An 11,913-nucleotide genomic window follows, 5' to 3' on the forward strand; every position below is an offset into this window, starting at 1 on the left:
TGCGTGAGAGCTTCGCTCTTGCGCAGACCGCTTTCAACCTGAAAACGTGAAATACAAGGAGTCTTACCATGACGGAACGCCAAGTAGAAGATATGCGTCTCGATACTACCCGCACCATTCGTGCCCCACATGGCACAGATCTGAGAGCAAAATCTTGGCTGACTGAAGCCCCGCTTCGCATGTTAATGAACAATCTGGATCCTGACGTAGCAGAACACCCTCATTCGCTGGTTGTGTACGGCGGTATTGGCCGTGCAGCGCGCAACTGGGAATGTTTTGACAAGATTGTTGAAGTTTTAGAGCGTTTGGAAGATGACCAAACCTTGCTGGTTCAGTCTGGTAAACCTGTTGGTGTATTCCCAACACACAAAAATGCGCCACGTGTTCTTATCGCAAACTCAAACCTTGTGCCGCATTGGGCAAACTGGGAACACTTCAATGAGCTGGATAAAGAAGGGCTGATGATGTACGGCCAGATGACCGCCGGCAGCTGGATTTACATCGGTTCACAGGGCATTGTTCAAGGCACTTATGAAACGTTTGTTTCTGTTGCGAAGAAGCACTTTGATGGTAAAGCAAACGGACGTTGGATTCTAACCGGTGGCCTTGGCGGCATGGGCGGCGCTCAGCCTCTGGCTGGCACCATGGCGGGCTTCTCTATGATCGCGGTTGAGTGTGACGAGTCTCGTATCGATTACCGTCTACGTACAGGCTACGTTGACAAGAAAGCCACCAGCTTAGATGAAGCACTAGCAATCATTTATGAATCTGAAGAGCCTGTTTCTGTCGGTCTACTAGCAAACGCCGCAGATGTTTTCCCTGAGCTGGTTGAGCGCAACATCACTCCAGATGTAGTGACAGACCAAACGTCAGCACACGACCCACTCAACGGTTACCTTCCAATTGGTTGGTCGATGGAACACGCAGCCGACATGCGTAAGCAAGATGAAGCAGCTGTTGTCAAAGCAGCCAAAGAATCGATGGCGATTCAAGTTAAAGCGATGCTTGAGCTTCAAGAACGCGGTGCAGCGACACTGGATTACGGCAATAACATCCGCCAGATGGCCCTAGAAGAAGGCGTAGATAACGCGTTTGACTTCCCGGGTTTCGTTCCAGCTTATATTCGCCCACTCTTCTGTGAAGGTATTGGTCCATTCCGCTGGGCTGCACTATCCGGTGACCCAGAAGATATCTACAAAACCGATCAGAAAGTCAAAGAGTTAATCCCTGACAACCCACACTTGCACAACTGGCTAGACATGGCTCGCGAGCGTATTCAGTTTCAAGGCTTACCTGCTCGCATTTGTTGGGTTGGATTGAAAGATCGCGAACGTCTAGGCCAAGCATTCAATGAAATGGTCAAAAATGGCGAGCTTAAGGCGCCCGTTGTTATTGGCCGTGACCACCTAGATTCTGGTTCAGTTGCCAGCCCTAACCGTGAAACCGAGGGCATGATGGATGGTTCTGATGCAGTATCGGATTGGCCTCTGCTGAACGCTCTGCTAAATACAGCAGGCGGTGCTACTTGGGTTTCACTCCACCACGGTGGCGGTGTAGGAATGGGCTTCTCTCAGCACTCTGGTATGGTTATTTGTTGTGATGGCAGTGATGATGCGTCTGAGCGAATTGCTCGCGTTCTTCACAATGACCCAGGTACCGGCGTGATGCGTCACGCAGACGCTGGCTATTACATTGCCAAGCAGTGCGCAGCAGAACAAGGGCTCGACCTACCTATGCTCAATGAAGAGCTGAAGAAGCTTAAGTAAGCACACCTGAAGAAAGGAAAGACAAAGATGTTAAATTTAACGCTAAAGCCGGGAAATATTAGCTTAAAAGAACTTCGTCAGGTGAGCCGCTCTCCTGCAAGATTGACTCTGGATCCGGAAGCCATTCCTGCTATCGATGAAAGCACTAAAGTGGTTGAACAAGTGATTGCCGAAGACCGCACTGTCTACGGCATAAACACAGGCTTTGGTCTGCTTGCTAACACTCGTATTGCCCCAGAAGATCTCGAGACGCTGCAAAAAAGTATCGTACTGTCGCACGCGGCAGGTATCGGCGAGTTCATGTCAGATGAAACCGTTCGCCTGATGATGGTACTCAAGATCAACAGCCTTGCTCGTGGTTTTTCCGGCATTCGCCTTAAAGTCATTCAAGCGCTGATCGACCTAGTAAACTCTCAGGTCTATCCATGTGTGCCACAAAAAGGCTCTGTCGGTGCTTCTGGCGACCTTGCGCCACTGGCGCACATGAGTACCGTATTACTCGGTGAAGGTCAGGCACGCCACAACGGTAAGATCATCTCAGGTCTGGAAGCGATGAAAATCGCTGGACTTGAACCAATCACACTTGCGCCTAAAGAAGGCCTTGCGCTGCTTAACGGCACTCAGGCATCGACTGCCTTTGCGCTCGAGGGTTTGTTTGCGGCTGAAGATCTGTTTGCTTCAGCAACAACCTGTGGTGCAATGTCTGTAGAAGCGGCACTGGGAAGCCGTCGTCCATTCGACCCTCGTATTCACCGCGTCCGTGGTCATCGAGGCCAGATGGACGCAGCACTGGCTTATCGCCACGTATTGGATGCCAATAGTGAAATCGGCGACTCACACACAGGTTGTGAGAAAGTTCAGGATCCATACTCTCTACGTTGCCAACCTCAAGTTATGGGCGCGTGTTTACAACAAATCCGTAACGCCGCTGACATCCTAGAAGTGGAAGCCAACTCTGTCTCTGACAACCCACTGGTTTTTGCCGAAGATGGTGACATCATCTCTGGTGGTAACTTCCATGCTGAGCCTGTCGCCATGGCAGCGGATAACCTCGCCTTAGCTATTGCTGAGATCGGCAGTCTTTCTGAGCGTCGTATGGCACTGTTGATCGACAGCGCACTGAGTAAGCTACCGCCTTTCCTTGTCGACAACGGCGGTGTTAACTCAGGCTTTATGATTGCTCAGGTCACCTCCGCTGCATTAGCAAGTGAAAACAAAACGCTGGCTCATCCTGCGTCTGTTGATAGCTTGCCAACATCGGCAAACCAAGAAGATCATGTCTCTATGGCAACGTTTGCTGGGCGCCGTCTGCGTGACATGGCGGAGAATACTCGCGGCATTTTGGCAGTTGAGTATCTTGCCGCCGCTCAGGGGATAGACTTCCGTGCTCCAAACAAGTCGTCTACCAAAGTCGAAGAAGCAAAACAAATTCTGCGCGAGAAAGTACCATTCTACGATAAAGATCGCTACTTTGCGCCGGACATAGAGCAAGCAAACAGTTTGCTTAAGCTTGCAGTACACAATCATCTGATGCCAGACTCGATTCTACCTAGTATCTAAACACCAATATAAGGGCTCCGATTCGGAGCCCTTTCTTCTTCTCAATGTCATAATTCAGTAATAACTCCACTGGATGGACCATTCAAAAAGAATCGTCATATATAATCCATCTCAGTTTTGGCTATTTACCGTAAATTATGTTTTTAAAACCATATTTTTCTAACAACGACAAGCAGTTCCAGTTCACTCGTCAGCAAGCAAGCCATTTTGCAAAGATGGTTGCGGGCGACTTCAACCCCATTCACGATGAAGACAACAAGCGCTTCTGCGTTCCGGGCGACCTGCTTTTCGCTGTATTGCTACAGAAAGAAGGCGTTAGCCAGAAAATGCGTTTTGATTTCTCAGGTATGGTCAGTGACGGTGTTGCTCTGCACATTGAAAACAAGTGTGACAAAGAGGCCGCTGTTGTTGACGAAAGCGGTAAAGAATACCTACACATGAACCGTGAAGGTGAAGTGAATCGCGATGCCGCATTCATCGAGCATGTCGTAACAAACTACGTTCAGTTCTCAGGCATGAACTTTCCACACATCATGGTTCCACTAATGGAAGAACAGCAGATGATGATCAACTGCCAGCGCCCGTTAGTCATATACGAGAGCATGGAAGTGGAATTCACTCGCTTAAACCTATCTCACCCAGAAGTCGAGTTTGCAGGCGCAACGTTTGATGTTGAAGGCAAACGTGGTGTCGTCACATTGAATTTCGACTTTAAAGAAGGTGACGAGGTTGTCGGTAAAGGCGTTAAGCGTATGGTTGCGAGTGGTTTGAAGCCATACAACCAAGAAGACATTGACGGCTTAGTGACACGCTTTAACGAGCGCAAAGAGGAATTCTTAGCGCAGTTCAACAAAGCGGCATAGCCTACTCAGATTTCTAAAAAGAACCCCGCTCAAATGAGCGGGGTTCTTTTATATCCAGCGTCTGACACGTTGCTTGTAGTCTAAATAAGCGGCCCCAAAAAGCTCTTCAAGAGCGCGTTCTTCAGGACTAATTTGAAAACGATTCATGTACAGTACAAACACGAAAGCCAACGCAATGCACAACAAGTTCTGCTGCCAGTACGCAAACCCAAGCAACAGCAAAAACATCCCCAGATACATTGGGTTTCGCGAGTAGGCAAACACTCCACTATCCACCACTTGAGACGCATCCTTCACCTTAACTGGATTCACGGTTGTGTTCGCTTTGCGAAACTCGTAGACCCCAGCTACGCCAACAAAAACAGAAATCGCGAAGCACGCCAATAAAACTATCCAAGGTATCGGTAAACTAACCGAGAAAGTATGGAACTCGTGCCCCACATGGTTCATCACCACACCGAGAACAATAAACAGGGCAACAGGAGGAATTTTTCTTTCTAATTTTTCCATAGTGTTCAATAGCTTTGCTGACGTTACTAAAAAATAGCCCAGCTTTGAAAGCTGGGCTAGGTTTAATCACACAATTTGCAGTAGCGCCTGTAAAGGGTGTTTCACTTTGATGTCCTCAAAGCGCTTCACCTGACTTCGACAGGAATAGCCAGTGATCAAGCATCGCTCCTTCGGCAACTGCTCTAGTTGAGGTTTCCAGCTCAGCCCGTAAATGTCTCTCGACATCTGCAACTTATCGACTTCGTGACCGAACGTTCCTGCCATACCACAACAGCCCACAGGAACCGTATTCAGGCGGGAACCAAAGTGCGAGAATATTGCTCCCCACTCTTTCTCTGCGTTTGGCATTTTGGTTTTCTCTGTACAGTGAGCCAGAAGATACCAAGGTTCTTCTGCACTCTTACCAGAGGCCTCGAACTCACCCAACCTAGGTTGCAGCCATTCATGAACCGTCAGCACTTCGAAATCACCACGCTTGTCGCCAAGTACTTCGTTATACTCATCGCGATAACAGAGCACCAACGCCGGGTCGACGCCGACCATAGACACTTCCAGATCGGCGACTTGCTGTAAGAACATCGCAGTGCTCTTAGCACTTTTGGCAAAACGCTGTAAGAAACCTTTCACGTGCTGAGCCTTACCATTAGGTTTGAAAGGCAGCAAAACAGGCGTTTTACCAAGTTTAGTCAACAGCTTAGCAAAGTCTTCCACCACTTCAGCATCGTAGTAGCTGGTAAATGGGTCTTGCACAATCACCACATGGTTCACTTTATCTTCTTTAGACAAAGCCGCCAGGTATTGCAGATCAAAAGGTTGATGATGCTGTAATCGCGACTTGAGTGTTGGCACTGACATGAATGGCGCATCGGTATAACCTACAGCAGAAGCCGTGAGATTTTGGACCCATTTTTGGCTGAGAACGCCATTCACTAACTTCGGAGCTTTCGCCATGACAGGTAAAACTGATTCTATATTCGCAACCAAATAGTCCTTTGCAGGACGCTGATAGCGCGAGTAATAAATATTGAGGAACCTTGAACGGAAGCTCGGTACATCGACCTTAATCGGGCATTGGCTGGCACAAGCTTTACAGGCTAGACAGCCATTCATCGCCTCGTAGACCTCATGGGAAAAGTCATACTCATGACGCTTATTTAAAGAATTACGCACTCTGTCCAACATCGACTTGATGGATGACGTTTCTTCTAAAGCCTGCTTCTCCAAATCGAGAATATCCACACCCTGCTCTGTCAGCTGACGCAGCCACTCACGAACCAAGCCAGCACGACCTTTAGGAGAGTGGCGACGATCTGCCGTCACTTTCATCGAAGGACACATTGGCGAAGATGTATCGTAGTTAAAGCAAAGGCCGTTGCCGTTACATTCCATCGCCTGCTTAAAACTGTCTCGCACTTCAACGTCGATCTGGCGATCAAAGTAGCCGCGCTTTGTATCTGTGACTTTAACTAGTTCTTCTTGGCTCTCTAGTGGTGTACAGATCTTGCCGGGGTTCATCTTGTTGTGAGGGTCAAACGCCGCTTTTACTCGTCTCAACTCAGTAAAAAGCTCTTCACCAAAGAACTCTGGTCCATATTCTGAACGGTAGCCTTTGCCATGCTCTCCCCACATCAAACCACCGTATTTGGCGACTAGCTTAACGACTTCGTCAGACACTTCATGCATCAAGGCCTCTTGCTTAGGATCGCACAAATCTAACGCGGGTCGAACATGAAGAACGCCTGCATCAACGTGACCAAACATACCGTAGCTGAGAGATTTGGAATCCAGTAGTTCTCGGAACTCAACAATAAAGTCAGCAAGGTTTTCAGGCGGGACACAAGTGTCTTCTGCGAATGCAACAGGCTTAGCTCTTCCTTTAGCGGCGCCAAGCAAACCAACCGCTTTCTTACGCATATTGTAGATTCGGCCAATGCTAGCCACATCACTGCACACCTGATAACCGATAATGCCCGCTTGCTCGGCTTCCATCATTTGATCCAAACGTTTGGTCAGCGCATCGACCTGCTGCTCGACTTCCTCAACATCTTGGCCTGCATACTCCACCATGTTGATGCCTTGCATATCTTTACCTGGAACGTCAGTCAGCAAATCACTGACGGTATGCCAGACAATATCCTGCTTAGCCAGATTGAGTACTTTTGAGTCGATGGTTTCTACTGAAAGCGCATTGGCTTCAACCATAAATGGGGCGTTACGCAGTGCGGAATCAAAGCTGTTGTATTTCACGTTCACTAACGTGCGAGCTTTAGGGATTGGAGTGAGGTTAAGCTTAGCCTCTGTAATAAATGCCAAAGAGCCTTCCGCGCCACATAAGACTCGAGTTAAATCGAAGCTCTGTGTCTCTTCATCAATTGCATTCTTTAAGTCATAGCCCGTTAGAAAGCGATTGAGAGGGGGAAATTTCGCGTTGATTTGCTCACGCTTGCTACGACAAACTTGCTCTGTAACCTGTAATGCTTGGTATGCGTACTCGCCATCCTTGGGTTCCCCTTGAGACATATCCGACTCAAGCACCGAGCCATCAGCGAAAACCGCTTGCAAAGACAATACGTGATCAGACGTTTTTCCGTATTTCAGAGAGCCTTGTCCGGAAGCATCGGTATTGATCATACCGCCCAGAGTCGCACGGTTGCTGGTCGAAAGATCAGGCGAGAAGAAATAGCCATAAGGCCTGATAGCATCGTTTAACTGGTCCTTCACCACACCAGTCTGAACACGAACCCAGCCTTCATCTTCGTTGATTTCCAGCACCTTGTTCATATGGCGTGACAAATCAACCACGATACCCTTAGTCAACGACTGACCGTTGGTCCCTGTACCACCTCCGCGCGGGGAAAAAGTGATACGTTCATATTGAGGTTGGATACTGAGTTTGCCGATTAAAGCAACGTCTTGAGTGGATTTAGGGTGGACAACCGACTGGGGTAATTGCTGATAAACACTGTTGTCAGTAGCAACAGCCAGACGGCTTGAGTATTGGCTTTCGATGTCTCCGGAAAATCCCGATTGTCGGAGTTCTTCCAGAAAACTGAGTACGACGGGATCCACATCAGATTGAGAGTGTAATCTTGGTAACATTTGCTTCCTGCCCCTACTACGCTGATCCTATTCAGCATTGGGTTCAATACAATAAGTAATATTTTTTTGATTTTCGTCACTTTACAACATTTGAAAGGGTGAATAAAACAGAATTGCAATGTCAGAATGGCACTAATCGCAATTCTTACCCACACTTAGTAATTATACCTAGATTAGTAAGTGCCTTTTTATGAGCGAATCATCAATGAAAAAAAATAAAATTATCACCACAGAAGATATTCTATTAAAGCTTTGCCAATCTGTGTCTGGCGTTCTGACTTCAGCAACAAGCTCCGATATTAGCTATTCAGCGATGGTGCAAAAAATCACTAAGACCAGCTTGAAACCTGACTTTGGCTGCTTTGTATTGTTTGACGGTGGCTTTTCAGGACTGGTTGTTATCAACTTCACATCAAAAGCTGCTTTAGAGATTTATACGAACTACATGCGTAATATGGGCATGCCGGAAGAGGAATTAGCCGTCCTACACACTTCAGATGAGGTGGGTGATGTTCTTGGTGAGCTAATGAACCAGCTAGTTGGTGACTTTACCAACCAAGTGAGAAAAGATCTTCAAACGCACATCACTCAGAATCAGCCGAAGATGTTAACGCTGAACAAACAAGTGATCTTGTCGGTAGACACCAACTTAGATCGCCCACAGGCGCGTCGAGTTACCTTCTCAACAGAAAATGGCAATATTTTCTACCTTGAGCTAGCAATGGACAAAACTGAGTTTATTCAGTTAGAGGAATTCGAATCACACGAAGATGAGAGCCCAGATTCAATTCTTGAACAAGCTCAGAAAAAGCTGACGTCAAAGAAAGAAGCACCTAAAGAAGAAGCGGATCCAAATGGCAGCGATCTACTCGATGAACTAGGTATCTAAGCCAGTTCTCTTCCTTCAATAAGCCGCTGAAAAAAAGCGGCTTTTTTACTTTTATTAATGGTTTGTTTCGAAACAAATCTTCCAAGCGAGCCAGTCAAGAGTTTCGTTTTAATGTCAGAAGCGTTAAAATGGTCGACTTCGTAAAAATCAGTGAGATTTTCTGTTGTCGATGGATAAACAAAAAGCCCTCAAAAAAATTGCTAAGTGTCTAGAACTTGGTAACTCAGCCAACGTTAATGAAGCGGCGAATGCGATCAAAATGGCGCACCGCCTCATGCTTAAGTACGGCTTAGATAAAGATGATATTGAATTCATCAAAATGGGCAAAACTAAATCGACACACTTACTGCCATCTAACGTCAGCTCTACCTTGCTTCGCATCATTCGGGGTATCAATACTAAGTTTGGTGTTGAGGCTGTGCTGACCAACCACAAAGGCTTGAAACGCGCAGAGTTCATCGGTGAGGCAGATCGTGCAATTTTCGCGGCGTTCGCATTCGATATCATTTATCGTGAACTGAATGAGCAAACAGGTAAATTCCGCAATAGCTTTGCGGGGACGGGGACTTCGACGGGTGAAGTTTCTCGACGGGTTAATTCGTTTGTGTCTGGCTGGGTCGAAGGCGCATTGGAAAAGCTGCCGATCATCAGCCCAGATGACGATTCAAACAAGAAAATCGATGACTACATCGATAAAGAGTTTAAGAACATCGACCGTGAGACGTTCAAGAAACAGCTCAGAGAAGCGATGAAAAACCTGACCGAAGATTACGAAGTCGGTCTTAAAAAAGGCCGCTCAGTATCAGTAAGCCGCCCTATTGATGGCGCACAAGCCCCTAAAATGCTCCGCTAATTTCTTATCCAATTTCCCATAACCTGGCTGAATTTCCATCACTTACGTTCAGCCAGCGTTAATATTCAGTCAATTAATATCTCCTCAATTGACATAAGTAACAACAAATAGTTAATTCTGTTCCCGCAAAAGTTCGCTTCTTTGCTTCATTCCTCGCGAACAAACGAATACTAAGAATACATGGAGATGTTTTCGTGAAAAAAATGACTTTAGCGCTAGCCGTCGCTATTGCCCTGTCCGGCTGTCAGGCAACTCAGCGCCAAAATGCAACCACTGGTGAATCAGAAACAAACTCAGCGACCAAAGGTGCCTTACTCGGTGCTCTAGCAGGTGCGGCTGTTGGATTAGCAACTGGCGACGACGCGACTGAACGTCGTCAACACGCCTTAATAGGCGCAGCTGGCGGTGCAGCTGTTGGAGGCGGCGTAGGTTACTACTTCGATCAACAAGAGGCTGCGCTAAGAAAAGAGTTGTTAAACTCTGGCGTGCAAGTGGAGCGTGTTGGTGAAAATCAGCTAATGCTTCGTATGGAAAATGGCATTGGCTTTCAAACCAGCTCATACAACTTAGACCCAAGCATTCATAACACCTTGCGTGGCGTGGCGAAAATTCTGGTCGAATACCCTGATACCAGCTTGGTCATTGAAGGACATACAGACAGCACTGGCAGTGATACCACTAACCAAGTGTTATCTGAACGTAGAGCCGAATCCGTGCGCTCTTATCTTATCTCTCAGGGTGTTGCTTCCGGACGTGCCATCGCACGTGGGAATGGCGAACGTTTCCCTCTATGTACGAACAGCACCTCAGAAGGTCGTGCGTGCAACCGAAGAGTCGAGATCAAGATACTACCTCTCAAATAACATCCGTAATTTTCTCGATGAAAATGGCTTCTCAGGAAGCCATTTTTTATTTATCAGATAAATACATTACACTATAGTGCAGGTAAGCCAGTTTTAATGGACTAAGGAATATCTTGAAATTTATCAGCCTTTTATTGTTGTTATTGTCCCCTCTCAGTTTGGCAGAGTCGATTGAAGCTTTAACCGCTAAAGCTCAGAATGACGACATAGAAGCACAGGTCCAACTAGCCAATCAATACCTCAATGGTGAAGAAACACCACCTTCACGAGGTGACGCTATTTACTGGTTCGAGCAAGCCGCTAACAATGGCAGTACTGAAGCCATCGCCCAATTAGCCTCTCTTCATCTTCAGGGTGACAATAGAAACACTAAAGAAGCGATTTACTGGCTGACGCAACTCGCGGTAGCAGGTAACGTACAGGCTCAGTTAAATCTTGGCAAAGTGTATGAAAGCATGCCTCACTCACCAGAAACACTGGATTTGGCAGAAGTCTGGTATCGCACAGCTTCGCCACAAAGTGAAGAAGCAGAGCAAGCTTATGCAAGAGTGTTGGAGAAGAAGTTCAACGCTCAGAGAGCGAAGCAAGTATCCTCAATTGGTCAGTTAGAAGTCGCTTTTGATGATTCCAGTATTCAACTAAGTCCAATCGCTAAGAGCAAATCCAGCTCCAATAAGCGCAGTAACGACATCATCTATTCTTTGATTGGGGTTTCGACAGTACTTTTTATTTTAGCGATCTGGCTAGGCCGAAAAGTGAGTAAGCTGAAAGCACATTCAACACTCTCGCATAAAGATCTATCTTCAGAAAAGCGTCAATTGGAGTCTCAGCTAAAAGACAAAAATAACTTATTGAAGCAACAGAAAAAGCAACTGGAAACATTGTACAAACAGTTTAAGAAAATTCAGTCTGCTCAAAGCCCTAACCCCCAAAGACGCCGTGCTGAACCTTCAGCATCAGAACAAAAGCTTTCTCTGGCCTGTGCTCTATTCGGATTCAAAGTCGGCGCAATTCCTGCTGAAAAAGAAATCAAAGTGAGATATAAGCAGTTGTGTAAGATTTACCATCCAGATTTAAAAGGCAGTGATGAAGAAATGAAACGCCTGAATAGTGCGTTAAAGATCATTCTTACCAATGTTAATAGATAGTTACAAATTAAAACACATTGAGTTTAAAACGCTCAAAGGGCTTATTTTTACTAACTTGCGCAATCGATCTCTCTCCCAGTTTACGTAACAAATAGTTAACTTACATTCCGCATGTATGTCATAATTTGCGCCGAAAATAACACCTGGTAAAACAAGGTGAGGAGAAATCTATGTTTACTATCGAAGGTATTTGCGACTGGTGCAAAAAACCTAGCCTAGTTACCAAACATGAGTATATTGATGGCCTCTGCCACCACTCTTGCAAAGAGTGTAACGACCTAGCAAAACTGGACGTTCGCCAATTCAATATCGCAGAGAGCCAACAACGTGAGCGCCACTCTCAGTCATAGCAGCCGCAATTT

General features: G+C 46.5%; 10 protein-coding genes. 8 read left to right on the top strand and 2 right to left on the bottom strand.

Annotated elements, in window-relative coordinates:
- The first annotated feature begins 68 nt into the window (after window positions 1–68).
- From hutU to QMA41_RS02945, 3 genes are all read left to right on the top strand, one after another.
- Entirely contained in the window at window positions 69–1,766 is a 1,698-nt protein-coding gene (hutU, locus tag QMA41_RS02935; protein ID WP_281628795.1) for a urocanate hydratase, read from the top strand.
- Between the two features lie 27 nt (window positions 1,767–1,793).
- Window positions 1,794–3,326, top strand: coding sequence for a histidine ammonia-lyase (gene hutH, locus QMA41_RS02940; RefSeq protein ID WP_021456418.1), 1,533 nt, complete (start codon window positions 1,794–1,796; stop codon window positions 3,324–3,326).
- A gap of 137 nt (window positions 3,327–3,463) precedes the next feature.
- Entirely contained in the window at window positions 3,464–4,189 is a 726-nt protein-coding gene (locus QMA41_RS02945; protein WP_006962014.1) for a DUF3581 domain-containing protein, read from the top strand.
- 48 nt (window positions 4,190–4,237) lie between these two features.
- Here the strand turns inward: QMA41_RS02945 and QMA41_RS02950 are convergent, their stop codons facing one another.
- Both QMA41_RS02950 and QMA41_RS02955 read right to left on the bottom strand, forming a co-directional pair.
- Window positions 4,238–4,699, bottom strand: coding sequence for an isoprenylcysteine carboxylmethyltransferase family protein (locus QMA41_RS02950; RefSeq protein ID WP_038158672.1), 462 nt, complete (start codon window positions 4,697–4,699; stop codon window positions 4,238–4,240).
- 66 nt (window positions 4,700–4,765) lie between these two features.
- Window positions 4,766–7,798 carry an FAD-binding and (Fe-S)-binding domain-containing protein gene (locus QMA41_RS02955; RefSeq protein ID WP_281628796.1) on the bottom strand — a complete coding sequence of 1,011 codons (3,033 nt, stop codon included), beginning with the start codon at window positions 7,796–7,798 and terminating at the stop codon, window positions 4,766–4,768.
- A gap of 205 nt (window positions 7,799–8,003) precedes the next feature.
- On the opposite strand from QMA41_RS02955, the gene QMA41_RS02960 reads away from it, so the two are divergent.
- The 5 genes from QMA41_RS02960 (at window position 8,004) to QMA41_RS02980 (ending at window position 11,901) form a co-directional block, all read left to right on the top strand.
- Window positions 8,004–8,687, top strand: coding sequence for a DUF3334 family protein (locus tag QMA41_RS02960; RefSeq protein WP_019275643.1), 684 nt, complete (start codon window positions 8,004–8,006; stop codon window positions 8,685–8,687).
- A gap of 169 nt (window positions 8,688–8,856) precedes the next feature.
- The gene (locus QMA41_RS02965; protein ID WP_006962010.1) at window positions 8,857–9,540 is read left to right on the top strand and encodes a DUF2786 domain-containing protein; all 684 of its coding nucleotides are present in this window, start codon (window positions 8,857–8,859) and stop codon (window positions 9,538–9,540) included.
- Window positions 9,541–9,734: 194 nt separating this feature from the next.
- Complete coding sequence (locus tag QMA41_RS02970) at window positions 9,735–10,403, top strand: OmpA family protein (RefSeq protein ID WP_281628797.1); 669 nt, start codon at window positions 9,735–9,737, stop codon at window positions 10,401–10,403.
- A 113-nt stretch (window positions 10,404–10,516) separates the two neighbouring features.
- Entirely contained in the window at window positions 10,517–11,551 is a 1,035-nt protein-coding gene (locus QMA41_RS02975) for a hypothetical protein (protein ID WP_281628798.1), read from the top strand.
- A gap of 170 nt (window positions 11,552–11,721) precedes the next feature.
- Window positions 11,722–11,901 (top strand): hypothetical protein, encoded by a 180-nt coding sequence (locus QMA41_RS02980; protein ID WP_038158662.1) that lies wholly within the window; start codon window positions 11,722–11,724, stop codon window positions 11,899–11,901.
- Window positions 11,902–11,913: the final 12 nt, after the last annotated feature.

Origin of the sequence: Vibrio sp. St2, from assembly GCF_947311885.1 — a bacterium.
GTDB lineage: Bacteria > Pseudomonadota > Gammaproteobacteria > Enterobacterales > Vibrionaceae > Vibrio > Vibrio coralliilyticus.

Bases quoted from the DNA above. Each gene is read 5' to 3' on its own strand.
- hutU (WP_281628795.1), top strand. From the start codon at position 69: ATGACGGAACGCCAAGTAGAAGATATGCGTCTCGATACTACCCGCACC.
- hutH (WP_021456418.1), top strand. From the start codon at position 1,794: ATGTTAAATTTAACGCTAAAGCCGGGAAATATTAGCTTAAAAGAACTT.
- QMA41_RS02945 (WP_006962014.1), top strand. From the start codon at position 3,464: ATGTTTTTAAAACCATATTTTTCTAACAACGACAAGCAGTTCCAGTTC.
- QMA41_RS02950 (WP_038158672.1), bottom strand. From the start codon at position 4,699: ATGGAAAAATTAGAAAGAAAAATTCCTCCTGTTGCCCTGTTTATTGTT.
- QMA41_RS02955 (WP_281628796.1), bottom strand. From the start codon at position 7,798: ATGTTACCAAGATTACACTCTCAATCTGATGTGGATCCCGTCGTACTC.
- QMA41_RS02960 (WP_019275643.1), top strand. From the start codon at position 8,004: ATGAAAAAAAATAAAATTATCACCACAGAAGATATTCTATTAAAGCTT.
- QMA41_RS02965 (WP_006962010.1), top strand. From the start codon at position 8,857: ATGGATAAACAAAAAGCCCTCAAAAAAATTGCTAAGTGTCTAGAACTT.
- QMA41_RS02980 (WP_038158662.1), top strand. From the start codon at position 11,722: ATGTTTACTATCGAAGGTATTTGCGACTGGTGCAAAAAACCTAGCCTA.